At 72.3% G+C, this 22,752-nt stretch carries 20 protein-coding genes, 1 tRNA gene and 1 pseudogene; 9 read left to right on the top strand and 13 right to left on the bottom strand.

From position 1 onward, the window contains the following. Positions 1–5 precede the first annotated feature (5 nt). From ACFW48_RS13985 to ACFW48_RS13965, 5 genes are all read right to left on the bottom strand, one after another. Complete coding sequence (locus ACFW48_RS13985) at positions 6–2,000, bottom strand: copper resistance CopC/CopD family protein (protein ID WP_386314075.1); 1,995 nt, start codon at positions 1,998–2,000, stop codon at positions 6–8. Positions 2,001–2,013: 13 nt separating this feature from the next. Next, the gene (locus ACFW48_RS13980; protein WP_386314073.1) at positions 2,014–2,499 is read right to left on the bottom strand and encodes a copper chaperone PCu(A)C; all 486 of its coding nucleotides are present in this window, start codon (positions 2,497–2,499) and stop codon (positions 2,014–2,016) included. Next, positions 2,496–3,146, bottom strand: a complete 651-nt coding sequence (locus ACFW48_RS13975) for an SCO family protein (RefSeq protein ID WP_386314070.1) — start codon at positions 3,144–3,146, stop codon at positions 2,496–2,498. Before ACFW48_RS13975 ends, ACFW48_RS13980 begins: the two co-directional genes overlap by 4 nt. A gap of 130 nt (positions 3,147–3,276) precedes the next feature. Further along, positions 3,277–4,035: a YcnI family protein gene (locus ACFW48_RS13970; protein WP_386314067.1), complete on the bottom strand. Its 759-nt coding sequence runs from the start codon at positions 4,033–4,035 to the stop codon at positions 3,277–3,279. 154 nt (positions 4,036–4,189) lie between these two features. After that, positions 4,190–5,038 (bottom strand): hypothetical protein, encoded by an 849-nt coding sequence (locus tag ACFW48_RS13965; protein WP_386314065.1) that lies wholly within the window; start codon positions 5,036–5,038, stop codon positions 4,190–4,192. A gap of 233 nt (positions 5,039–5,271) precedes the next feature. Here ACFW48_RS13965 and ACFW48_RS13960 point away from each other — a divergent pair, with 233 nt between their 5' ends. Next, a complete protein-coding gene (locus tag ACFW48_RS13960; RefSeq protein ID WP_386314063.1) occupies positions 5,272–5,736 on the top strand; it encodes an ATP-binding protein in 465 nt (154 codons plus the stop codon). A gap of 96 nt (positions 5,737–5,832) precedes the next feature. Here the strand turns inward: ACFW48_RS13960 and ACFW48_RS13955 are convergent, their stop codons facing one another. The 3 genes from ACFW48_RS13955 to ACFW48_RS13945 form a co-directional block, all read right to left on the bottom strand. After that, positions 5,833–7,227, bottom strand: coding sequence for a PLP-dependent aminotransferase family protein (locus ACFW48_RS13955; protein WP_386314876.1), 1,395 nt, complete (start codon positions 7,225–7,227; stop codon positions 5,833–5,835). Positions 7,228–7,363: 136 nt separating this feature from the next. Continuing rightward, positions 7,364–8,821 (bottom strand): aminopeptidase P family protein, encoded by a 1,458-nt coding sequence (locus tag ACFW48_RS13950; RefSeq protein ID WP_386314059.1) that lies wholly within the window; start codon positions 8,819–8,821, stop codon positions 7,364–7,366. Between the two features lie 167 nt (positions 8,822–8,988). Beyond that, the gene (locus tag ACFW48_RS13945) at positions 8,989–10,476 is read right to left on the bottom strand and encodes a PP2C family protein-serine/threonine phosphatase (RefSeq protein WP_386314056.1); all 1,488 of its coding nucleotides are present in this window, start codon (positions 10,474–10,476) and stop codon (positions 8,989–8,991) included. A 637-nt stretch (positions 10,477–11,113) separates the two neighbouring features. Between ACFW48_RS13945 and ACFW48_RS13940 the strand changes: the two genes are divergently transcribed. Then, positions 11,114–11,779, top strand: a complete 666-nt coding sequence (locus tag ACFW48_RS13940; RefSeq protein WP_386314054.1) for a bifunctional DNA primase/polymerase — start codon at positions 11,114–11,116, stop codon at positions 11,777–11,779. A gap of 56 nt (positions 11,780–11,835) precedes the next feature. Next, positions 11,836–12,621, top strand: a complete 786-nt coding sequence (locus ACFW48_RS13935; protein WP_386314052.1) for a hypothetical protein — start codon at positions 11,836–11,838, stop codon at positions 12,619–12,621. Positions 12,622–12,865: 244 nt separating this feature from the next. Here the strand turns inward: ACFW48_RS13935 and ACFW48_RS13930 are convergent, their stop codons facing one another. From ACFW48_RS13930 to ACFW48_RS13920, 3 genes are all read right to left on the bottom strand, one after another. Continuing rightward, positions 12,866–13,837, bottom strand: a complete 972-nt coding sequence (locus ACFW48_RS13930) for a DUF5926 family protein (RefSeq protein WP_386314873.1) — start codon at positions 13,835–13,837, stop codon at positions 12,866–12,868. Positions 13,838–14,122: 285 nt separating this feature from the next. Beyond that, a complete protein-coding gene (locus ACFW48_RS13925; RefSeq protein WP_386314049.1) occupies positions 14,123–14,674 on the bottom strand; it encodes an ATP-binding protein in 552 nt (183 codons plus the stop codon). Between the two features lie 273 nt (positions 14,675–14,947). Next, the gene (locus tag ACFW48_RS13920) at positions 14,948–15,775 is read right to left on the bottom strand and encodes a glycerophosphodiester phosphodiesterase (RefSeq protein WP_386314046.1); all 828 of its coding nucleotides are present in this window, start codon (positions 15,773–15,775) and stop codon (positions 14,948–14,950) included. Between the two features lie 270 nt (positions 15,776–16,045). Here ACFW48_RS13920 and ACFW48_RS13915 point away from each other — a divergent pair, with 270 nt between their 5' ends. From ACFW48_RS13915 to ACFW48_RS13905, 3 genes are all read left to right on the top strand, one after another. Beyond that, positions 16,046–17,551: a S1C family serine protease gene (locus ACFW48_RS13915; RefSeq protein ID WP_386314043.1), complete on the top strand. Its 1,506-nt coding sequence runs from the start codon at positions 16,046–16,048 to the stop codon at positions 17,549–17,551. Positions 17,552–17,613: 62 nt separating this feature from the next. Further along, positions 17,614–17,698, top strand: a tRNA-Ser gene (locus ACFW48_RS13910). Positions 17,699–17,896: 198 nt separating this feature from the next. Next, the gene (locus tag ACFW48_RS13905) at positions 17,897–18,304 is read left to right on the top strand and encodes a hypothetical protein (protein ID WP_386314041.1); all 408 of its coding nucleotides are present in this window, start codon (positions 17,897–17,899) and stop codon (positions 18,302–18,304) included. A gap of 74 nt (positions 18,305–18,378) precedes the next feature. Here ACFW48_RS13905 and ACFW48_RS13900 read toward each other — a convergent pair whose 3' ends face one another. Then, positions 18,379–18,837: a hypothetical protein gene (locus tag ACFW48_RS13900; RefSeq protein ID WP_386314038.1), complete on the bottom strand. Its 459-nt coding sequence runs from the start codon at positions 18,835–18,837 to the stop codon at positions 18,379–18,381. Positions 18,838–18,947: 110 nt separating this feature from the next. After that, positions 18,948–19,814: a bifunctional DNA primase/polymerase gene (locus ACFW48_RS13895; protein WP_386314035.1), complete on the bottom strand. Its 867-nt coding sequence runs from the start codon at positions 19,812–19,814 to the stop codon at positions 18,948–18,950. A 419-nt stretch (positions 19,815–20,233) separates the two neighbouring features. On the opposite strand from ACFW48_RS13895, the gene ACFW48_RS13890 reads away from it, so the two are divergent. The 3 genes and pseudogenes from ACFW48_RS13890 to ACFW48_RS13880 all read left to right on the top strand — a co-directional run. After that, complete coding sequence (locus ACFW48_RS13890; RefSeq protein WP_386314033.1) at positions 20,234–20,560, top strand: hypothetical protein; 327 nt, start codon at positions 20,234–20,236, stop codon at positions 20,558–20,560. Positions 20,561–20,930: 370 nt separating this feature from the next. Beyond that, positions 20,931–21,536 (top strand): SigE family RNA polymerase sigma factor, encoded by a 606-nt coding sequence (locus tag ACFW48_RS13885; protein ID WP_386314030.1) that lies wholly within the window; start codon positions 20,931–20,933, stop codon positions 21,534–21,536. A 246-nt stretch (positions 21,537–21,782) separates the two neighbouring features. Further along, positions 21,783–22,601 (top strand): annotated as a pseudogene (locus ACFW48_RS13880) (AMP-binding protein); the annotation flags it as partial. Between the last annotated feature and the right edge of the window lie 151 nt (positions 22,602–22,752).

Below are 22,752 nucleotides of genomic sequence, written 5' to 3'. Positions count from 1 at the left end.
GCGGTTCAGCCGATCTGCGCGTTCTTGGAGACGGTCGCCTGGTCGATGTCGGAGGTCCGGACGGTCACGGCGACCTCCCAGTCCCCGGCGATCGGGATCTGCACCCCGCTCGCCGACCAGTGTCCGGTGGTGATGTGGTCGGGGACGACGGGGAGCGGCCCGATGTCCTTGGCCTCCTGGGTGAAGGCGACCTTCACCTCGGGGATGTCGAAGGCGTTGCCGTCCGGGCGCTCGACGTAGAGGTGCATGTCGTTGGCGCCCACCCGGGCGGGGTCGAGTTCGACCCGTACGACTCCCTTGCCGTTCTGGCCGCCGGTGTCGAAGGGCATGTCCAGGGTGACCGCACCGGAGGAGGGGCCGGTCGTGGCGGCGGAGGACGGGTTGGCGGCCTTGGCCTCCTCCTCGGTCCGGCCAGGCTCGGTCTGGGTCAGGACGGTCGTGACGGCGAGCAGGACGACGGCGATGCCCGCCTCGGCGAGCACGGAGCGGCGCAGTCCGAAGCGGTGGGGGTCGGCGTCGCGTTGCCGCTTCTGCCGGGCGGCGTCCACGGCCGCGCGCTGCCGGGCGAGCTGGGCGGCGCGCTGGGAGGTACCGGAGCCCTTCGCGGCCCCGGACGCCTGTCCGGAAGCCTTCGCTGCCCCGGCCCCCTTCGCTGCCCCGGGCACCTTCTCGGCGGACTTCGCCTCCTCGGCGGGCCTCGCCTTCTCGGTCCTACGGCCGTCGGGCGCCCCGACCTGCTCCTTCTCCCGCTGACGGGCGATGGCCGGCACCGTTTCCGCCAGCTGTGCCGTCCACCGGCGCGAGAGGTAGGCGATGCCGACCAGCACCGCCACGAGTCCGATCTTGACGAGGAGCAGCTGCCCGTACCGGGTGTCGGTGAAGGCCGTCCAGGAGCCGAGCTGGCGCCAGGACTGGTAGGTGCCGGTCACCACCAGCGCGACCACGCTGCCGAAGGCGAGGCGCGAGAACCGTCGTACGGCAGAGGCCGCGACGGGCGTGTCCGCGGGCGCCCGGTACAGGGCGACGAGCAGGGTGGTGAGCCCGCCGAGCCAGGCGGCGACGGCGAGCAGGTGAACGATGTCGACGGGCATGGCGAGACCGGCCTGGAGGCCGACTGAGGCGTGCTCGGACATCGCCCAGGTCGCCGCGAGTCCGGCCGCCACGACGGCTCCGCCGACCGCGAGCCCGAAGGTGAGGTCCCGTTTCTCCTCGTCCTCCCGCTTGTCGTAGGCGCCGAAGAGTACGGCGACGAAGAGCGCGGCCGCCGCGAGCAGCAGCAGCCGGGAGACCAGCGCGGCGCCGGTCTTGGTCTGCAGCGCCTCGCCGAGCAGGTTCAGGTCGAAGACGTCGCCGAGCTTCCCGGAACCGGTGTAGGAGCCGCGCAGCAGGAGCAGCACGAGGGTGGCGGAGGTCAGCGCGAGCCAACCGGAGACGACGAGCCGCTGCACGGCCCGGACGCCGGAGCCGCGCGGCCAGCAGGCGAGGACGAAGGCGGCGCCGCCCACCAGCACCGTGAACCCGGCGTACGACACGTACCGTCCGAGGCCGTACAGCCAGCCGACGGCCCCGCCGCCCGCCTCCGTGCCGTAGACGGAGACGGAGGTCTCGGACGGGGCGCCGATGGAGAAGGTGTAGGCGCCGGCGACCGGATGGCTGTCGGCGGAGACGACCTGGTAGGTCACCGTGTACGTGCCGTCGGGCAGCCCCGCGTGCAGTTTCACGGTGTACGTCGTGCCGCTCGTGCCGGACGGCCTGCCGTCGTCGACGCGCTCGCCCTTGGGGTCGAGGACGCGCAGCGAGTCGTCGTCCATGGAGACCGACTCGGAGAAGGTGAGCGACACCTGGGCCGGAGCCTTGTCGACCACCGTCCCCTGCCGGGGGTCGCTGCCGGTCAGCGCGGCGTGCGCGGAGGCCGGCCCGGCGCCGGCGAGCAGCGCGCAGGCCGCGGCCAGGAGCAGCAGCACCACGGTCCGGACGCGCGGGGCGATGGTCTGCGTCAAGGTGGTCCCTCCCTCAGTGTCCGGAGTGTCCGGTGGTGGGCCGGTAAGTGGCCGCCTTCACGGGCAGCTTGGCCATGACGGGGCCGGAGTGGGCGAAGTGCAGTTCGACGGAGACCGTCTGTCCCTGCTTGAGCTGCTGCTTCAGCTTCTCGAACATCAGGTGGTTGCCGCCGCTCTTGAACACGAGTTGACCGTGGGCGGGGATCGGGAGGCGGTCGACCTCCTTCATCGTCCCGTCGACGGTTTCGTGCACGGTGACGTCACCGGCCTCGCTGGTGACGGAGGTCAGCTCGTCCTTGGCGTCGCCCTTGTTGGTGATGGTGAGGAAGCCCGCCGCCATCGAGTCGGAGACCGGCTGCGGTATGTAGGCGGCGCCGACGGAGAGTTCGGCACCAGCGGCCGAGGATCCGGAGCCGGCGCCGGAGTCCGAGTCGCCGCAGCCCGCGAGGACCAGGGCGCCGATCACCGTCACGGCGGCCAGGGTGGGACGGCCGCTCACGGGTTCTCCCCCATGACGAGCTTGGGGAGGTCCTTGGTGTAGTCCTCGACGGTGGCGTCCTCGCCGTAGAGGACGTAGCCCGCGTCGGACTTCGGGGAGAAGGCGACGACCTGGGTGCCGTGCGACGAGACGACCTTGCCGTTCTTGTCCTTGGTCGGCGGGTCGATGGAGATGCCCAGGGTGCGGGCGCCGGCCTGGATGGTGTCGAACTCGCCGGTCAGGCCGACGATCTGCGGGTCGATGCCCTTGAGCCACTTGCCGAGCGCGGCCGGGGTGTCGCGCTCCGGGTCGGTGGTGACGAACACGATCTGAAGCTTGTCCTGCTCGGCCTGGGACAGCTGCTTCTTGGCCACGGCGACGTTGTTCATGGTCAGGGGGCAGACGTCGGGGCAGTGGGTGTAACCGAAGTAGATCAGGGTGGGTTTGCCGGCGGTCCGCTCGCGGAGGTCGTACTCCTTGCCCTGGGTGTCGGTGAGGACCAGGTCGGGCTTCTCGAACGGCTTGTCGAGGACGGTGGCGGCCTGCTGGCCGGTGTCCTCGGAGACCACGGTGACGGGCGCGTCACTGTCGGCGCCGCTGCCGCAGGCGGACAGGGTCAGGGAGGCGGCGGCGAGCAGTGCGGCCGCGGCGAACGTCTTCTTGCGCATAGAAAAATGTCCCAGATGTGAGGTGCTCCGGTGCGCGCCGGGGTCCGTCGGACCGACGGAGGGTGCCCGGCGCGCACCGGACGAGAGGTTGCGGCGGCGTCGCTACGCCGCCGCACCGGCACGGGCGTCGCTACGCCGACGCACCGGAGTCGCGCCGGCGTCCGGCCAGCACGCCGTACGCGACGCCCGCGGCGCCGACGACGATGCCGACGATGCCGAGGACACGGGCGGTGGTGTCGCTGCCGTCACCGGAGCCGGAGTCGGAGGAGGCGGAGGTGTCCGCGGCGGTGTTCTGCGCGGCCGCCTCGGCGTCGTCCTCGGCCTTCGCGCCCGACGATCCGTGGGCGTCGTCCTCGGCGGCGGCCAGCTCCAGCACGGGCGCCGGGTTCTCGGGCTCCTCCTGGCCCTCCTGCGGCACCTCGATCCAGCGCACGACCTCCTTGTTGTCGTAGGTCTGGATCGCCTTGAACACCAGCTCGTCGGCGTCCTCGGGCAGAGCGCCGAGGGAGACCGGGAACTTCTGGAAGTAGCCGGGCTCGATCCCCTTGCCGTCGGCGGTCCAGGTCACCTTGCTGACGACCTCGGTGATCTGCTTCCCGTGCGACTCCAGCGGCTTGGCCGGCTTGGACTTGGTGACCACTGCCTTCCAGCCGGGGACCGGCTGGGGCATCACGGACGCCAGCGGCTGGTCGGTGGGGAAGTTGACCTCCAGCTTGGTGGTGGAGGCGTTGTCGCGTTCGTTGGGGACCTTGAAGCCGACGACCGCGTAGCCACCCTTGGCGGCCGTGCCCTCCGGCTGCACGCTGACGTGCGCGAAGGCGGGTGCGGACAGGGCGAGGACGGCGATGCCGGAGACGGCGCCGACGGCGGCGATACGAGAAACCTTCATGGACGGATCACTCCGCTTCGAGTGGGTCACCGGTGCTGGTGCTGGTGCCGGTGACGGGTGACGGGAGGGAGGCGCGCACGCGCGCGTGCCGCACGACGGCGCCCCCTCCGCACGGCGGCCGATGAGGCCGGAGCGGGGTGGTGGTCGCGTCGTGTCAGGCGGTGAGGGCGAACGCGTCGCTCGGCGGGCCGCGTCTGATCACCGTGTGCTGGAGTGCGGTGGTGCGGGGCCGGGGCGGCGCCAACCGAGCGGTGTGCGGCAGGCGCGGGCCCGTTCCGGGAACGCCGGCGAGCCCGGCGTGCAGGGCACGGACCAGGGAGAGTGCCGCGCGCAGGGCGCGTACGAACGCGGCCTCGGCCACCGAGTGGGCCGAGTGTGCCGACAACTCGACGAGCCGGGCCAGGGCCAGGTCGCCGCGCCGCAGCAGCCAGCCGGCGGCCAGGGCCGCGAGGACGTGAACGAGCAGCATCGGCAGGGACGGCAGCAGCGATGCCGAGGAGTCGGCGGTCGACAGGGCGTCGGCGGGGTGGTGCGCCGTGCCGGTGCGGACGTCCGGCGCGATCCGCGCGTCGGTGAGGATCTGCTGGGCCTGGGCCGGGCTGATCGCCGCCGCGGTGGTCCCGCACACCAGCCGTGCGGCCTGCTGGACCAGTGATGCGTCGGACAGCGCGCCCGACCCGCCGGTGGACGCGGCGGTCGTACCGGACGCCGTGACCGCGGTGGCACCGTGCTGGCCGAGACCGAACAGGGTGTGCAGCGCGGTCTGCCCGACGGTGAGCAGCATCGCGATGCCGGGCAGCGAGCGCTCGCGTCCGGCGAGGGGCGCGGCGACCACGACCGCCCCGAGGAATCCCGCGCCCAGCGACCACAGCGGAACACTGGCGCAGGAGGCGAGGGTGTGCCCCGCCGCGGCCAGCACGACGCAGACCGCGGCGAACACCGCGGCCCGCAGGATCCGGAGATCGTTTCCGGAGCGCGCCGTAGGCGGGTGGGGGGCAGTCATGGCGGCCTCATCATCGCACTGGCACCCCCCACGCCGTACGGCAGGTCCACAAGATGCCGTACGACCGGAAGAGCGCCGGAAGATCACTCTCTGGTGCGAGCCGCCCCACATACACCGATCGGCGGCATGGACACATCCGCCATATGGGCGGTCTCACGCGGAGACCGCGCTTACGCCCGGCCATGGGGGGCAATACGTAACGGTATGTCGAGCCGCGGCCGGGAGGCTGGAGCATGAGCATCTGGTGGTCACTCCATTTGCGGCGCGAGGCTGCGAGCGTGCCCCTGGCCCGCCGCCTGCTGATCGGCACCATGGAGACCGCGGGCGTCGACCCCGACATCTCCTTCGACCTCTCCATCGCGCTGAGCGAGGCCTGCGCAAACGCCGTGGAGCACGGTGGGGACGACGTACCCGACGGATCCTCGGAGGCGTACCGCGTCACGGCCTACCTCGACGGCGAACTGTGCCGCATCGAGGTCGCCGACACGGGCCCGGGATTCCCCGCGTCCGCTCCGGGCCGACCAGGGGGAGTGGCCCGCCCGGTGTCCGACGACGCCGAGGACGGCCGCGGCCTGTGCCTCATCCGGGAACTCGCCGACCACGTCCACATCGGCAGCACGCCGGGCCGGTCCGGTGCCGTGGTGAGCTTCGACAAGATCCTCAAGTGGCGTGAGGGCACTCCGCTGCTGGCGGTCTGACGGCACCTCGGTGGGCTCCGTCGCCCTCGGCTCGGGCGTCCCCGCAGGCTCCCGCTCCCGCTCACCTTTGGGCCCACGACCGCCCGTCGGCCCGCCTCACGGCGCCGCGTCCAGCACCCTCCCCAGCACCTCCAGCGCCTCGGGATACACCCGCTCCCGGGGCGTCCCGTACCCCACGACCAGCCCCTGCGGCCCATCGGAGCCGCTCGGGGACGAGGAGGACGGGGACGGGGACTGCCAGTGGTCACCGAGTCGGCCGACCGCGAGGTCCTCCTTCTCCGCCCGCGCCAGGACCTCGGCCTCGTCGTCGACCTCCACCAGCGCGTGCAGCCCGGCCGCGATCCCGCGCACCCGCCGCCGCCTGCCGAGCCGGTCCACGAGTTGGTCGCGCCGGCGCCGGTACCGCAGCCGGGACGCGCGTACGTGCCGGTCGTAGGCGTGCGTGTCGATCAGTTCGGCGAGCGCGAGCTGGCCGAGGGACTCGGTGTGGTGGTCGCTGTGCAGCTTGGCGTCGGCGACCGCGTCGACCAGGTGGGGTGGCAGCACCATCCAGCCCAGCCGCAGCGCGGGTCCGAGCGTCTTGGACACGGTGCCCAGGTAGGCGACGTGGCCCGGCGCCATGCCCTGGAGCGCGCCGACGGGCTGCCGGTCGTAGCGGAACTCCCCGTCGTAGTCGTCCTCGACGATCAGGCCGCCACGCGCGCGTGCCCAGTCGGTGAGCGCCCGCCGCCGCTCAGGACGCAGCGTCACGCCCGTCGGGTACTGGTGCGCGGGTGTGACGACCACGGCCGCGGCGTCCCCGAGGTCGTCGGGGCGGGCCCCCCGCTCGTCGACCCGCACCGGCAGCACGCGCCCGCCGGCCCGCCGTACGACCTCACGGTGGAAGGGCAGCCCGGGGTCCTCCATGGTCACCTCGGCGCCGTCCAGCACGCGGGAGAGGAGCGCGAGGCCCTGCACATAGCCCGAGGTGATCACGATGCGTTCCGGCGGCGCGATCACCCCGCGTGCCCGGCCCAGGTAGCCCGACAGCGCCGTTCGCAGCTCGATGCGCCCGCGTGGGTCCCCGTAGTCGTACGCCGGCAGCGGCGCCGTGGCGACCGCGCGGCGCAGGGCCCGCAGCCAGGCCGCCGCGGGGAACGCGCCGACGTCCGGGCTGCCGGGGCGCAGGTCGAAACGTGGCGCACGCGCGCGTGCCGTTCCCCCGGGCGGCTCCGTGTCGACGGAGGGCAGTTGCGCCACGCGGGTGCCGGATCCCTGTCGCGCCGTCAGGTAGCCCTCGGCGACCAGCTGGTCGTACGCCGCCTTCGCCGTGCCCCGCGAGATGCCGAGCTGGCCGGCCAGCCGCCGGGTCGCCGGCAGCTGCGACCCCGGGGCCAGCCTGCCGTCCCGTACGGCGTCCCGCAGCGCCCGTTCGAGCCCGGACCGACGCCCCTGCCCGGCGTCCGGCTCCAGATGCAGGTCCACACCGATGCCGGACCAGAAGTCGTCCACGTCCACGAAAATGCCTCCCCCTGGGCGCCTGGGCGCGTCAAAAACCCAGGGAGCCTTCCCGCGGGCCCGTGCCGCGAACCCCTGGGCACGCCGATGGCCGGGTACCCCGTGCGGTACCCGGCCATCGAACCGTGGTTCAGCCCTTCAGCGCCGCCATCCACTCCTCGACCTCGTCCGACCGGCGGGGCAGCCCGGCGGACAGGTTCCGGTTGCCGTCCGCGGTGACGAGGATGTCGTCCTCGATGCGGACGCCGATGCCCCGGTACTCCTCGGGCACGGTCAGGTCGTCGGCCTGGAAGTACAGGCCCGGCTCGACGGTGAGCACCATGCCGGGCTCCAGCGTGCCGTCGACGTAGGACTCGACGCGCGCGGCGGCGCAGTCGTGGACGTCCATGCCGAGCATGTGGCCGGTGCCGTGCAGCGTCCAGCGGCGCTGCAGACCCAGCTCCAGCACCCGCTCGACGGGGCCCTCGACCAGGCCCCACTCGACGAGCCGCTCGGCCAGCACGCGCTGGGACGCGTCGTGGAAGTCGCGGTACTTGGCGCCCGGCTTCACCGCCGCGATACCGGCCTCCTGGGCGTCGTACACGGCGTCGTAGATCTTCTTCTGCAGCTCGCTGTAGCGGCCGTTGATCGGCAGCGTGCGCGTGACGTCCGCGGTGTAGTACGTGTGCGTCTCCACGCCCGCGTCGAGCAGCAGCAGGTCGCCGGCGCGGACCGGGCCGTCGTTGCGCACCCAGTGCAGGGTGCAGGCGTGCGGTCCCGCGGCGCAGATCGAGCCGTAGCCGACGTCGTTGCCCTCCACGCGCGCGCGGAGGAAGAACGTGCCCTCGATGTAGCGCTCGCTGGTCGCCTCGGCCTTGTCGAGGACCTTCACGACGTCCTCGAAGCCGCGCACGGTCGAGTCGACGGCCTTCTGCAGCTCGCCGATCTCGAACTCGTCCTTGACCAGGCGGGCCTCGGAGAGGAAGACGCGCAGTTCCTCGTCGCGCTCGGCGGTGACCTTGTCGGTCAGGGCCGCCTCGATGCCGGCGTCGAAGCCGCGCACGACGCGCACCGGGCCGGTGGCCTCGCGCAGGCTGTCGGCCAGCTCGCGCACGTCGGAGGCGGGGATGCCGTAGTGCTTCTCCGCCTCGGTGAGGGAGTGGCGGCGGCCGACCCACAGCTCGCCCTGGCCGTCGAGCCAGAACTCGCCGTTCTCGCGGTCGGAGCGCGGCAGGAGGTAGATCGTCGCGGTGTGGCCGTCGCCCTTGGGCTCCATGACCAGGACGCCGTCCTCGGTCTGGTTGCCGGTCAGGTACGCGTACTCGACCGAGGCGCGGAAGGAGTACTCCGTGTCGTTCGAGCGGGTCTTCAGGTTGCCCGCGGGGATCACCAGGCGTTCGCCCGGGAAGCGTGCGGACAGCGCGGCGCGGCGGGCGGCGGTCTCGGCGGCCTGGGCGATGGGCTCCAGGTCGCGCAGCTCGGTGTCGGCCCAGCCGGACTTCATGTTCTCGGCCAGCTCGTCGGACACGCCCGGGTACAGGCCGTTCTTGCGCTGCTTGATCGGCTCTTCGGACTCTTCCGGGGTCTCCGGGGTGAGCTCCTCCGCCACGGTCATCCTCCTTGATACGGCACTGGACCACCCCCCATCGTACGGTCGTACGGAAGGGGGCCCAGGGCCGAAGGGCCTGTTACACGGAGGCGCTACCGTCCGTTATGGGTGGCGTGCATGGCGTCAGTGTCCGTTATTCGGATCGGGCCCTTTTCTGACCGGGCCCGTCATTCGAACCGGACGGCCAGCAGAACCACGTCCTCCTCGGAGTCGGCCTCGGCCTTCCCGTCGGGCAGCACCGTGCGCAGGACGTGCTGGGCGACGGCGTCCGGGTCGTGGCGCTTGGCCCGGGGAACGCCGGCCGCCGCCGCGTGCAGCCGGGCGAAGGCTCGGTCGGCCGGGTCGCCGGTGCGGTGCAGCAGTCCGTCGGTGTACAGCAGAACCGTCTCTCCGGGTTCGGCCTGGAACTCCGCACTCGGCGCCTCCCAGCAGGCGAGCATGCCGAGCGGCGCGGAGACGGAGGTCTCGACGAACTCCGTGCGCCGCTCCCCGATCAGCAGCGGCGGGCTGTGCCCGGCGCCCGCCAGCGTGATCCTGCGCAGCGCGGGCTCGCAGTAGCCGAACAGAGCGGTGGCGGAGCGGGCGGGCTCGGTGAGGCGCAGCAGCAGCTCCAGGTCGGACAGGACGGCGACGGGGTCCTCGCCCTCCATCACGGCGTACGCCCGCAGGGAGGCGCGCAGCCGGCCCATCGCGGCGACCGCGCTGGGTCCGGACCCGGTGACGGACCCGACGGCGAGACCGAGCGCGGCGTCCGGCAGCGGCAGGGCGTCGTACCAGTCGCCGCCCCCACGCGGGCCGGTGCGGTGCCGGGCGGCGAGCTGCACGCCGGGCACCCGCGGCAGGCGGGAGGGCAGCAGTTCCTCGGCCATCGTCGCCATGCACGCGCGCGTGCGCTCGACTTCCAGCAGGCGGGCCAGGTGCTGGGCGGCGTACCGGGCGTAGAGGCCGGCGAGATGGCGTTGCCGGTCACCGGGTTCGGCCGGCTCGTCGTACAGCCATACGGCGGCGCCCAGGCGGCCGGTGGTCATCGCGGCCGCGGTGGGCCCTGGGGTCCCTGGGGTCCCTGTGGTCCCGGTGTCCACGGCGGACAGGGGGAGCGCGTAGCTGGCGGCGTAGCCGAGGCGGGCGGCGACCTCGCGGTGGCGGGGGTCGAGGTTCTTCTCGGCGAACAGGTCGGGCTCGGCGACCCCGTCCGCACCGACCGGCAGCCCGTCCAGAATCCGCCCGTAGGAAAGGGCACTTCGGGGGACGGTCTCGATGTGGCCGAGGTCGGCGCGGGCCAGCCCGAGGCCGATGGTGGTGTCCGGGCCGAGTCCGTCGGCCGGTTCGAGGACGACGAGACCACGCCGGGCGCCCACCAGGGCGGCTCCGGCACGCAGGACTTCCTGGAGGCCTTCGGTGAGGGAGTCGGTACGGATCAGGCGCTCGGTCAGCTCGTGCAGGGTCGTCAGGTCCGACACCCAGCCGGCCAGCCGGTCCTGGAGCAGGGCGCCGGGGGCGCAGGGGGCTCCCGGCGCGGCGGTGACTTCTGCGGCGTCCGTGGTGTCTGACGCGGTGGCCGGGGAGACACCCGGGGCGGCGGGCGCGACAGTGTGTGCGGGGGACGGAACCGTTGAATCGATTCCAGCCACTTTCGCAGGGTGCGGGGCGTTCATGGCGTCCGGCCTTCCGACCGGCGCTTACTGCTCCAAAGCATCGCAAACCCCCATGTCATTCTGCGCCGCTAGCAGTGTCTCCACATGTACACGCACTCGTAAGGAGATGTCCAGCATTGTCCTGCCGGGATTCCTGGTGTCCGTGAGGTGTGAGTGGCCTCCTTCCTGACCTCTTGCGGAAATGCAAAATTGGCTTGAAACTGCTCCAGGGGACGCCTTGTTGCGGTCGACTGGGGGTGCTTTACGGAGCGTCACAGCGGTCGCGATGGGTACGTACTCGGAGAAGGCCAGGGGTGGTTGGGGGCCACCTGGAACCTGGCGGCGGACCCGGGCGTCCTATCCACCGACGACCGTGCCCCATCCTCCCGTGGCGGAGGCGGAGAGAAATACGCGGGACGGTAAACGCCAGACTTCGCCACCCCCGCGCCAGCCCCATGCTTTTGACAGACGCAGTGTGGACGGAACCGCCGCGGACGCAGTCAGTGCTCGACCCACAGGGGTTTCCCTTGCCCTTGGCAGTGATGCCCTTCCCGGCAGGGGTGTGATGCACCACCAGCTACGCACAGCGAAGAGATCGCCACATGGTGTGATGTGACCACGGTGTTGCCAGGCGTGCAACGGAAAGGAACGAGCGCTCATGCGCGAGATCCTCGGAAGGCGACGCAGGCTCTTGTCCCAGCACGACGACGGACGGCCTGAGCTGATCGGCGCGGCCCTGACCTACGCGACGCAATGGCAGTGGCCCGTACTCCCGGGCGTGGCGGCGGACCCGCGGTCGCGGTCGCGCTGCGGCTGCCCCGACCCGGAGTGCGCGGTGCCCGGCGCGCACCCCTTCGACCCCGGCCTCCTCGCCGCCACCACCGATGGGCGCATGGTGCGCTGGTGGTGGACCAACCGCCCCACCGCGCCGATCGTCCTGGCCACCGGGGGAATCGCCCCGTGCGCCGTCTCCCTGCCCGCCCTGCCGGCCGCCCACGCCCTTGCCGCGCTCGACCGCGCGGGCCTGCGGCTCGGCCCGGTCGTCGCCTCGCCCACCCGCTGGTCGCTGCTGGTCAAGCCGTACTCGATGGAGCAGCTGGGCGAGCTGCTCTACGCCAAGGACTTCGTGCCCGGCTCACTGCGCTTCCACGGCGAGGGCGGCTATCTCGCGCTGCCCCCGTCGGAGACCGGTGGAGGCACCGTCCGCTGGGAGCGGGCGCCGCTGCCCGGCTCCGCCTCACCCTGGGTGCCCGACGTGGAGGCCGTGGTGGACGCCGTGGTCGACGCCCTCACTCGTACGGGTGTGAGCGCGCCCGAGTTGTAGGGGTGTCCGGCGTGCGCGGAAGTCCGCGCGCGCCTGTGGTCGTTATCGTCCGCCCCATGCCGCTTCATGCTGGGGAGCACCGCGCCGCCGGGTCGCACCGCGCCGCCGGGTCGCACCGCGCCGCCAGGGAGCACCGCGCCGCCGGGCCGGACCGTGCGGGGTCGCGCCGCGAGGGGCCGGGCCGACGACGGGTCCGTCTGTACGGGCTCGCCGGCTTCGTGGTGTGCGCGGTCGTGCTGCCGTTCGCCGTGGCGTCCGCGGGGCCCCCGGGTGACGGGGAGGAGGAGAACCCTCCGGCCGTCCGTCTCCTCTCGCAGGGCGGGGACGGCAAGGCGCCCGAAGGAGCCGACCCTGCCCCGGCCGAGGCCGCCCGTTCCCCGCTGCCCCCCGGTCCGGCCACCGCCGTGCGCTGTGGCCCCGAACTCACCTCGCCCGAGGGTGTCGAGGCGCAGACCTGCGTCGTGACGCAGGGGACGGAGACCTGGGCACGCACCTACTACCGGAACGCGACCGGTGGCCCGCTCGAATCGGTGCTGAGCCTCATGGGGCCCGACGGACGCAGCGTGCGGACGCGCTGCGCGGTGGGTGCCGAGGACGCTCCGGGCACCTGCGAGACGCCCAGGGAACGCACCCGGGGCGGGCCGACGGCCTACACCGCGATCGCGGAGTTCGCGGCACGGGCCGGGTACGGCCCGCTGCTGCTGCGTACCGGCAGCAACCGTAGCGACGGGAACGACGGAAGCGGCGGGATCAGTGGCGGCAACGGAGGCGCCGGGAGCGGTGGAGCCGCTGGGCACCGCGGCGACGGGACGAGCAACTCACCTGCGGGAACGGGGAGTTGACGGGCGACTGCGGTGCGTGTGCGACCGGGCGCATGGAAAGACCCGGTTGCTGGCGACGGGGGATGCACCAGCAACCGGGCTACTCGAACGGTAACAAGAGATCGGCGGTTAGCAAATTCGATCTCTTGTTTTCCGGTCACTGATTGGCCTGTCTCCGACGGGAGTCGTGACCGGAGTCACGCCTCCCCGGACCGGAGCCCCGGCTGACCGGTCGGTCAGCCGGGCCGGCCCCCGCGGCTGTGCGTCAGCTGAGCGTCACCTGTCGGTTGGTCAGGCCGCCGCGTGCCCGGCGCTCGTCGGGGGTGAGCGGGGCGTTGGTGGTCAGGGCCTCGGCGAGGCGCTCGGCGAACTCGGCCGCCGGCTTCTCCATGTCCTGCGCGGTGGTCTCGCTCGGCAGGTCCCACACCGGGACGGTGAGCCCGTGAGCACGGAAGGAGCCGACCAGGCGGGTGCCCTCGCCGAGAGACGACCGGCCTGCGGCGTGCAGCCGGGCAAGAGCGTCCAGAAGCCGCTCCTCCTCGTGCGGCATGACCCAGCGCAGGTGGTTCTTCTCCGGCGTCTCGCACCAGTAGGCGGCGTCCACGCCCTGGAGCCGGACGGTCGGGATGGCGGCGGCGTTGGCCCGCTCCAGGGAGGCGGTCACCTCCGGCGTGGCGTTCTCCGGGTCCGGGACCCAGAACTCGAAGCCCTCGTGCACGGCCGGCTCGAACGCCCCCTCGGGGGCGAGCAGGTCCTGCAGCCGGGGGCCGTCGGCCGGCGCGCGGCGGCCCTGCACCGGAGTACCCGGTTCGGCGGTCAGCGCCCGCTGGAGGGTGTCGGCGAGGTCGCGGCTGATGTCGCCCGACGCCGTGTCGTTCTGCAGGCCGAGCAGGACCGAGCCGTCGTCGCGGCGCAGGGCCGGCCAGGCCATCGGCAGCACCGTGGCCAGGGTGACGGAGGGGACTCCGTCGGGCAGGCCGTCCTTCAGCGTCAGCCCGACCGTGGCCGCCGGCACCAGCTCGCGCAGGGCCACCCAGTCGCACTCGCCGGGCAGCCCCTCGAACGGGCGCTGTACGAGCTCGGTCGTGGCCTGGGCGGCGGCCCGGCCGTGGCAGGCCTTGTAGCGGCGGCCGCTGCCGCAGGGGCAGGGCTCGCGGGCGCCGACGACCGGGAAGTTCCCGTCAGCGCCGGTGGGCTGCGGGCGCTTGGCCTTCGTCTGGGGTCGCTTCTTGGCCATCGTGGGTGTCTCCCGGTTGCGGCTCATCTCGTACGGCGCGAGCCTAGCCGTTCACAACCTGGCCGACGTGACCCTGTGGACAACGGGCCTTCCGTGGACACCCCGCCCCGGGGGCTCCCTCGGCTTCCCTTCGCTGCCCTTCGGCTTCCCGCGCGCGCCCACTCGGTGGCTTCCCGCGCGCCTACTGCGGCATGTCGGCGCGTGCCTACACGCCGGGTCGGCGCGTGCCTACACGCCGGGTCGGCGCGCCAGGGCCCGCCGGGGCGGGGTGTGCGGTCAGCGCGGTCAGCCCAGGTCCTCGAAGGCCTCCGCGAAGCCCAGGCCGGGGATCTCCGACACCGCCGGTGCCGTGATCCGGGTGGCGAAGTCGTCGCGCCGGTGCCCGGCGTCCGGGTCGTGCACGTCGTCGTGGACGACGACCCACACCGTGACCTCGCCGCGCGCGTCGTCCCGTACGCCCCAGTCGTCGGCGAGCGCGGTGATGATGTTCAGCCCGCGGCCGCCGTGCGCGGTGACCGAGGGGGTCGCCGGGGCCGGGCGGGTCGGCCCGCCGCCGTCCGTGACCTCCACGACGAGCCGGCCGCCCGCGTCCACCTGCCACGCGGCGCGCACGTCGCCGTCACCGGCCAGGGCGTCGCCCAGCGGACGGCCGTGTTTGCACGCGTTGCTCAAGAGTTCGGAAAGGACCAGTACGGCGTCGTCGATGACCGATTCCGCGACACCGCCGCTGCGCAGCTGCTCCCGCATCCGGTGCCTTGCTTTCCCCACGCCCGCAGGGCCATGGGGAACGGCCATGCTCGACGACGTGGGCACCTCCTGTGCCACCACCAACGCCACCCCCGAGACCTCCTTCGCCCCACGCCACGGTGTGGATGCCCCTCTGGCCTGAACCGGAAACCGGCCGGTCCCCGCCCAGTGACGCATTCGACACGGTCGAACACGTACCGAACGCGCCGGAGCACTCCCCGTAACCGCGTGGCTGGATTTCGTCGGTGTGGCCGAGACCGGAGAATGCGGGAGACGGGCCGTCGGGTCAAGACTTCCGGACGAATCACGGGACGAAGCGCGGGACGAATCACGGGACGAATCACGGGGCGAAGCGCGGGCCAATCAGTGGCCCAGGTGGTCCAGTACCGCGCGGGGCCGGTTGGTGATGATGGCGTCGACGCCCAGGTCGGCGCAGAGATCCACGTCCGCGGTCTCGTTCACGGTCCACACGTGCACCTGGTGACCTGCCCGCTTCAGGCGTTCGATGTAGGCGGGATGGTTCCGTACGATCCGGATCGAGGGGCCCGCGATCCGGACACCCACGGGCAGCCGCCCGTCCCGCAGCCGCGGTGAGACGAACTGCATCAGGTAGACGGTCGGCAGGGTCGGCGAAGCGGCCCGCACCCGGTGCAGCGAGCGGGCCGAGAAACTCATCACGCGCACCGGCGACTCGGCGGCCGAGGCCGGGGCGTCGAGTCCGAACCGCTTCAGGAGCACCAGCAGCCGCTCCTCCACCTGTCCCGCCCAGCGCGTGGGGTGCTTGGTCTCGATGGCCAGCTCCACCCGCCGCCCCGCGTCGGACACCAGCTGGAGCAGCCGCTCCAGGGTCAGGACGGAGGTCTCCTCCCGGTCCTCGGGCCGGTGCTCCCAGTCGGGCTGCTCGTCGCGCGTCCGCCAGAACTCCCGGGTCCTGCGGGCGCCGAAGTCCAGGGCGGCCAGATCGGCCAGCTCCAGCGCCGACACCGCGCCGCGGCCGTTGGACGTACGGTTGACGCGCCAGTCGTGAACGCAGACGAGATGACCGTCGGCGGTCAGGCGCACATCGCACTCGAGGGCGTCCGCCCCGTCCTCGATCGCTTTCCGGTACGCGGCCAGGGTGTGCTCGGGGGCCTCCTCGGAGGCTCCCCGGTGGGCGACGACCTGGATCCGGTGCTGTCGTGCGTGGTTCACCGCGTCATGGTGCCACCGCGGGCGGGTATACGTGCCACCGGAGTCATCGACCGCACGTCCGTTTAGTCTTGGATGACCCATATAAAGGTCGACCGTGAACCCACAGCAACCGCTTATGGTGCTCTGACGGCCCGTGGGAAAAGCTGATGGCATACGAAAACACTGCACATCAGCGTCGCGCCGGACCGTGGAGCGCCGCGTGAGCGTCGCTGAGCGCGACCAGTGTGACCAGTGCGACCGACAAACAGCCGTGGAACGAGGAGAGAAGCTGTGAGCACCGAGAACGAGGGCACCGCGGTACCCCCGGCCCCGTCCGCGCCTCCCGTGCCGGTGGAATCTCCCGCAGCCTCCGCCCAGCCGGCCGCGCCGCGCCCCGACCAGCCGCCGGCCCACGCCCCCGCGGAACCGCAACCGCACGACGGCTTCGGGCAGGCCGCCGCTCCCACCGACGCCCCGCACCAAGCCGCCCCACAGGACCCGGCCGCCTCCCACGGTTCGCCTGCCGCCCACGGCCCGGCCGCGCCCCAGGGGTACTCCGCCCCCGACGCCTCCTGGCCGCCGCCCCCGCCGCCGGGCACCCCGTCGTACGGCGGCGGAGGCGGTGACGGCTCCGGCGGCGGCTGGGGCTCCTCGTACCAGCCGCCCGCGCCGAAGTCGGGCCGCGGCCGTGGCGGCGTGGTCGCCGCGCTCCTGGTCGCCGCGCTGGTCGCGGGCGGTCTGGGCGGCGGCCTCGGCTACACCCTGGCCAAGAACAACGACGAGTCCGGCTCCACGACGGTCTCCGCCTCCGACACCGGCGGCTCCGTCAAGCGCGATGCGGGTACGGTCGCCGGCGTGGCCGCCAAGGCGCTGCCCAGCACGGTCACCATCCAGGCGGAGGGCAGTAACGGCGAGGGCGGCACCGGCACGGGGTTCGTCTTCGACAAGCAGGGCCACATCGTCACCAACAACCATGTGGTGGCGGAGGCGGTGGACGGCGGCAAGCTCAGCGCGACCTTCCCCAGCGGCAAGAAGTTCGCCGCCGAGGTGGTCGGCCACGCCCAGGGCTACGACGTGGCGGTCATCAAGCTGGAGAACGCCCCCTCGGACCTGAACCCGCTGCCCCTCGGCGACTCCGACAAGGTCGCCGTCGGCGACTCCACGATCGCCATCGGCGCCCCCTTCGGGCTGTCCGACACGGTGACCACGGGCATCATCAGCGCCAAGAACCGCCCCGTGGCCTCCAGCGACGGCAGCGGCAGCAGCAAGGCGTCCTACATGAGCGCCCTGCAGACCGACGCGTCGATCAACCCGGGCAACTCCGGCGGCCCCCTCCTCGACGCACAGGGCAACGTCATCGGCATCAACTCGGCCATCCAGTCGACGAGCAACGGCGGCTTCGGCACCGGCCAGGCCGGCTCGATCGGCCTGGGCTTCGCCATCCCGGTCAATCAGGCCGAGTTCGTCGCCAAGCAGCTGATCAAGACCGGCAAGCCGGTGTACGCGAAGATCGGCGCCTCCGTCTCCCTCGAGGAGACGACGAACGGCGCCAAGCTCACCGAGCAGGGCGTGGGCGGTTCCGAGCCGGTCGAGCCGGGCGGCCCCGCCGCCGACGCGGGCCTCAAGCCCGGCGACGTCATCACCAAGCTCGACGACCGCGTGATCGACAGCGGCCCGACCCTGATCGGCGAGATCTGGACCCACAAGCCCGGCGACAAGGTCACGGTCACCTACGAGCGTGGCGGCAAGGAGCGCACGACCGAGCTCACCCTGGGCTCCAAGATCGGCGACGACTGACCCACGCACCCGCGCGCCGACCCGCTACCCTTGTCCCGCGCCGTCGATCACGAACGGCGCGGGGTGGGTTGCCCGAGCGGCCTAAGGGAACGGTCTTGAAAACCGTCGTGGCGCGAGTCACCGTGGGTTCAAATCCCACACCCACCGCGGTGCTTGACGGCCCCTGACCAGGCGTTACGGTCGGGGGCCGTCGCCGTGCGCGTTGCGCGCTGTCGAGCTCCGGGCCCATGTGCGTGGTCCTGACGGTCGACGGCGACAGCCTGGCGTGGACGGTCTCGCGTACTCGGATTGAGCTGAGTACTTGCGCTCTGGCCGGCCGGGCGGGCGTGCCTGAACGCTTGGGGCATGGAACAACGACAACCGAAGCCCGTCTCCCAACTGGTGTGGGGCCTCGTACTGGCCGGCGTGGCGTCGGCGCTGTGGGCCGCCTGGCTGGGGTGGGACCAGGAGCGTGATGTGCACGCCGACGGTACGACGACCGGGCCGTACGAGGCGTGGCAGGTGGTCGGGCTCGTGCTGACTCTGCTGGTGCCGGTGTACTGGGGGGCGTCCCGGCGCTACGCCGCAGGCGCCGTGGCCGGCGTCACCGTCGGTCTGACCGCTTCCGCCTACTACGACTGGTCGGACGACTCCAGTGGCCTCTTCGTGGTGGGTGCGGGGATGGTCATGGTGGGGAGCCTCGCTGTGACCGCCTTGCTCGCCGCCGTGATCGCCTCCGTAAAGCGACGGGGTGGGGCTGCGAGAGGGATCTGATCGGAGATGTGGCTTCCGCCATGGTCGTAGCGGGGTTGGGCGGAATTGGGCGAGGGTGTGCGGCGGCCGCGGGGCTAGAGTGCGTAGTCCCGGGCCAGGGACGTCCAGTCGACGTCCCGCAGCGCGGCTTCCGTGTCGCAGGGGCTCGGCACGCGCGGGGTGGGCTGGAACCAGATGACGGTCAGTCCGGAGCGGTGGAGGACCGGGTCGTTGGCCGGGTCGAGGGCCGCGGAGGAGAAGCGACCCACGCAGGCCACGCGCGGCAGTAACTCGACGGGGCCGAAGGCGCCCGCGTACTGGTGCGGGTACTCGCGAGGCGGCGGCACGAGGTGCACCGGTGTGGTGGGGGACATCCGCTCGGCGGTGCGCTGGAGCGCCTTGATGCGCAGGTCGTTGACGGGGCGGCAGGGGTAGCCCTCCAGCAGGCCGCCGTACGTCGGCGTGAGCCGCAGCTCGGCGAGGTCGACGCTGCGGCCGGATGAGAGGACGACCCGGGTCAGCGACATGGTCGGCGCTTTGGAGCGGTCGTGCATGTGGGTCTTTCGGATTTCAGGGTTCGGTTCGGTTCGGGTTTCGGGTTCTGTGTTTCGTGCCGAGGAGGGCTTGTGTCTTCGGGCCGGCCGGTGGGTGTCCCGGTCGTGTGTCAGGGGTGGTGGCCCGTCATGCGGGCCGCTGACGCGATCGTCGCGCGGGCCTCGCGTTCGCCCAGGCCCGTGTTGAGGGCCGCCTCGACCAAGGGGTCCATGAGGGCGGGGCCGATGCCGTCCTCGTAGGCGCGGCAGGCGGCCCAGAACAGGCGGGTGTTGCGCTGGCCCTCGTGGGCGGCGAGGACGAACTGGACGAGCCCCTCACCGTGCGCTTCCGCCGTGGAGAGGGCCGGCTGGTGTGCGCGTGGCGGCGGGAGCAGGAGGCGCAGGAGCGCGGGCGGGCAGGGCGCGGGGGCGAGGTGGGCCGTGCCGGGCGCCGCGGCGTACGCGCCGTGCCGGGTACGCGAGCCGGGGCCGACCAGGTAGCCGCCGGCGCCGCGGATGTCGATGCCGGGGGCTAGGCGGCCGGCCGAGTTGGGGACGACGCGGTCGGGCGGGCCGCTCAGCCAGAGGTGGCGTCCTCCGCTGGGGGTCAGTACGACGACGGTGGGCGGGATCGTGAACAGGTGGCGCACGGCGAGTTCGCGCAGGGCGGCCGAGGAGTCCGTCTCCGACTTCGTGTCCAGGTCGATGCCGATCAGGTGGTGCGGCGGCAGACCGCAGGCGATGCCGTAGCCCGTCGCCCAGGGTGCGGCGGCGAACAGTTCGCGGATGCGGGCGGGGTCGGTGGAGGCGTCGTAGACCCCGTGGCCGAAGCGGCCGCACTCGCCGTGGCAGGGGGCCGGTGCCGGGTCGTCGCGGTGGGGGGAGCGCAGGGCCGGGAGCTTCGTCCGGGACAGGGGGATGACGGCCAGTCCGCGTTCGGCGGCTGACAGGGCGTGTGCGAGGGCCAGCGTCGTGGCCTGCCGGTCGGTGGTGGCCATGGGTCTATGTTCGTACGTACGTTCGAAAAAGGGAAGAGTGGGTGCGCGCGACGCGCCGGGGAGGGGTGGTGGGCGGAAAAAGTGCCGGAACGCTTCACCCCTTGCGGCGCTTGGGGTGGAGCTGCCCGCACTGCCCTGAGTTGGGACGGAAGGGAAGCAAAGGGGTTTATCGACTTGTCATCACGCTTGAGGGCGAATCAGGGCTTCAGGGGTGGTTCGCCGGGGATTCGGTGGGCAACTCTGATCACGCGACGTCGTGCACAGCGTCGAGGCGGTCGGCCAACTGCCTTGGCGAAAGCTCCACTTCGGATCCGCTTCGGACCCGCTTCGGATCCACTACAGCTCTACTGCCGCTCTACTTCACGTACTTCTCGCGCTGTCGGCCACAAGCCGGTGCGCACTTGTTCTGGAGGAACAACATGGCAAGCATCCGTACTGCCCGCGTCGTCGCCGCTGTCGCCGCCCTTCCGCTCGCCGCCGCCCTCTTCAGCGGCGTGGCGACGGCGGACAACGGAGCCATCGCGGACAACGGATCGAACGCGACCGCTTCGGAGGCCTTCGCGGGCATCCTCGGCAGCGGCGTCGGCGGGGACAACAACGGCAACTCGTCCACCACGCAGCAGCAGGCGGTCGGCTCGGGGGCCTCGAACCAGAGCAACACCGCGCAGGTCGACGGCTCCGCGTTCACGGCGATCAATCAGGGCAACGAGAACGTGGCCGTCAGCTTCTCCCCGCTGTGGTGGTGAGCTGAGGGACCGGCGCGGGCGCGCTCCCGCGCCGGCCCCTCAGTCTCTGTGCGGGTGTGCTTCATGGGGTCGCAAGGCGCCTGGGCGGCGGTACTCCGGTATCGCCGCCCAGGCATTTCCGCATGCGCACGTCGAGCGCGCGACGGGCGCATGACGCGGGCACGACGGGCGTACGACGCGCACACGACGTGCGTACGTCTTGAAGGGCTCTGCCTGCCGGGGAGCCCCCAGGGGTGAACCCGCAGTACCCCTGCTCCCCTCGTCCACCTACAGGAGGTGCAGCCGACACCACCCCTACAACCTGAGGCGGACTCCGCTTCGGGACCTGCGGCCGATCCGCCGGACACTCCCTCGCTCATAGCGTTGAGCCATGACCACACCCGTCTGCACCAGTGCTTCGAACGCCGCCACGGCCTCGGCCCCGGCCAAGGCTCCGGTCAAGGCCACAGCCATGGCCGCAGCCAAGCCGCAGACCTTCCCGTACCCGTCGTTCTCGTCGTACGTGAAGGCCCGCCAGCCGGTGCTGCTGCGTACCGCCCGGTCGCTGACCGCGAACCCGAGCGACGCGGAGGACCTGCTGCAGACCGCGCTCACCAAGACGTACGTGGCCTGGGAGCGCATCGAGGACCATCGCGCGCTGGACGGATATGTGCGCCGGGCGCTGCTGAACACCCGGACGTCGCAGTGGCGCAAGCGCAAGGTCGACGAGTTCGCCTGCGACGAGCTGCCGGAGCCGGAGCCCGTCCTCGCCGGCGACGACCCGGCGGAGCGGCAGGCCCTGCACGACGCGATGTGGCGGGCGATCATGAAGCTGCCCGCCCGGCAGCGGGCGATGGTCGTCCTCAGGTACTACGAGGACCTCAGCGAGGCCCAGACGGCCGAAGTGCTCGGAGTTTCCGTGGGCACGGTGAAGTCGGCGGTGTCGCGGGCGCTCGGCAAGCTCCGTGAGGACTCTGAGCTGGGGATTGTTCGGTAGCGAACCGCTTTGTGGACCGTCGGCGAGTGCATCTGTCGGACACCTTGCCGGGCAACGCCCACTGATCGATCACCCGGGAGCAGTGACATACCGCGCGGTATGTGCGCAGAGTCAGCGCAATCCTTACCGCCGCGTAGGCAATGCCGCCCCGGGAGTGCACCGTGCTGAGCACGGTGCAGGACGTACCGCTGCTGATATCGAGGATCCTGACCCACGGGTCGACGATCCACGGCAGCTGCCAGGTGACACGAGTACGAGGACCTGATCGCCGGGAAGCCGACCACGTACGACTGGCCGGAGCTGGACGAGCGGGCCGCCGCCGCCATGTGCTACACCTCCGGCACCACCGGCGACCCCCAAGGGCGTGGTCTACAGCCACCGCTCCATCTACACGTCAACGCCTGGGGCCTTCCGCACGCCACCTTCAGGACCGGCGTCCAAATGCTGATGCCGGACCGCTTCCTGCAGCCCGTGCCCGCTCGCCGAGATGATCGAGAGCGAGAAGCCGACGCACGCCGCCGCCGTCCCCACCATCTGGCAGGGCCTGCTCGCCGAGCTGACCGCCAAGCCCCGCGACGTCTCCTCCCTCACCCAGGTCACCATCGGCGGCTCCGCCTGTCCGCCGCCCCCGATGGACGCCTTCGACGCGCTCGGCATGCGGATCTGCCACGCCTGGGGCATGACGGAGACTTCGCCGCGTGGGCACGGTCGCCCGCCCGCCGGCCCACGCGGTCGGCACGCCGGAGGAGTTCGCCTACCGCCTCACCCAGGGCCGTTTCCCGGCCGGCGTCGAGGCCTGCCTCACCGGGCCCGGCGGCGAGTGGATCTCCTCAGTCGAGCTGGAGAACGCCCTGATGTCCCCCCTCGGACGTCGCCGAGGCCGCCGTGGTCGCCGTCCCCGACGACAAGTGGGGCGAGCGCCCGCCGGCCACCGTCGTCCTCAAGGAGGGCGCGAGCGTCGGCTTCGAGGACCTGCGCGCCTTCCTCGCCGAGGGCGGCAAGTTCGCCAAGAAGGTGCTGCGCAGGCAGGACACCGACGGGGGACTGGACGTCACCCGGCTCTGACGGATGTTCCGGCACCCTCACCTTCCGACGCGCTCACGCCGGGCGGCACCCGCCCCCGCGCTCACGCCGGGCGGCACCCGCCCCCGCGCTCACGCCGGGCGGCACCCGCCCCCGCGCTCACGCCGGGCGGCACCCGCCCCCGCGCTCACGC

Origin of the sequence: Streptomyces sp. NPDC058812 (assembly GCF_042744565.1) — a bacterium.
In the GTDB taxonomy this organism is placed as follows: domain Bacteria; phylum Actinomycetota; class Actinomycetes; order Streptomycetales; family Streptomycetaceae; genus Streptomyces; species Streptomyces thinghirensis.
This window is presented reverse-complemented; position numbering and strand designations above follow the sequence as displayed.

Excerpts from the sequence above, each read along its gene's own strand:
- ACFW48_RS13900 (WP_386314038.1), bottom strand. The coding sequence starts at position 18,837 with ATGCACGACCGCTCCAAAGCGCCGACCATGTCGCTGACCCGGGTCGTC.
- ACFW48_RS13960 (WP_386314063.1), top strand. The coding sequence starts at position 5,272 with ATGAGCATCTGGTGGTCACTCCATTTGCGGCGCGAGGCTGCGAGCGTG.
- ACFW48_RS13895 (WP_386314035.1), bottom strand. The coding sequence starts at position 19,814 with ATGGCCACCACCGACCGGCAGGCCACGACGCTGGCCCTCGCACACGCC.
- ACFW48_RS13975 (WP_386314070.1), bottom strand. The coding sequence starts at position 3,146 with ATGCGCAAGAAGACGTTCGCCGCGGCCGCACTGCTCGCCGCCGCCTCC.
- ACFW48_RS13945 (WP_386314056.1), bottom strand. The coding sequence starts at position 10,476 with ATGAACGCCCCGCACCCTGCGAAAGTGGCTGGAATCGATTCAACGGTT.
- ACFW48_RS13935 (WP_386314052.1), top strand. The coding sequence starts at position 11,836 with ATGCCGCTTCATGCTGGGGAGCACCGCGCCGCCGGGTCGCACCGCGCC.
- ACFW48_RS13885 (WP_386314030.1), top strand. The coding sequence starts at position 20,931 with ATGACCACACCCGTCTGCACCAGTGCTTCGAACGCCGCCACGGCCTCG.
- ACFW48_RS13965 (WP_386314065.1), bottom strand. The coding sequence starts at position 5,038 with ATGACTGCCCCCCACCCGCCTACGGCGCGCTCCGGAAACGATCTCCGG.
- ACFW48_RS13890 (WP_386314033.1), top strand. The coding sequence starts at position 20,234 with ATGGCAAGCATCCGTACTGCCCGCGTCGTCGCCGCTGTCGCCGCCCTT.
- ACFW48_RS13940 (WP_386314054.1), top strand. The coding sequence starts at position 11,114 with ATGCGCGAGATCCTCGGAAGGCGACGCAGGCTCTTGTCCCAGCACGAC.
- ACFW48_RS13905 (WP_386314041.1), top strand. The coding sequence starts at position 17,897 with ATGGAACAACGACAACCGAAGCCCGTCTCCCAACTGGTGTGGGGCCTC.
- ACFW48_RS13930 (WP_386314873.1), bottom strand. The coding sequence starts at position 13,837 with ATGGCCAAGAAGCGACCCCAGACGAAGGCCAAGCGCCCGCAGCCCACC.
- ACFW48_RS13970 (WP_386314067.1), bottom strand. The coding sequence starts at position 4,035 with ATGAAGGTTTCTCGTATCGCCGCCGTCGGCGCCGTCTCCGGCATCGCC.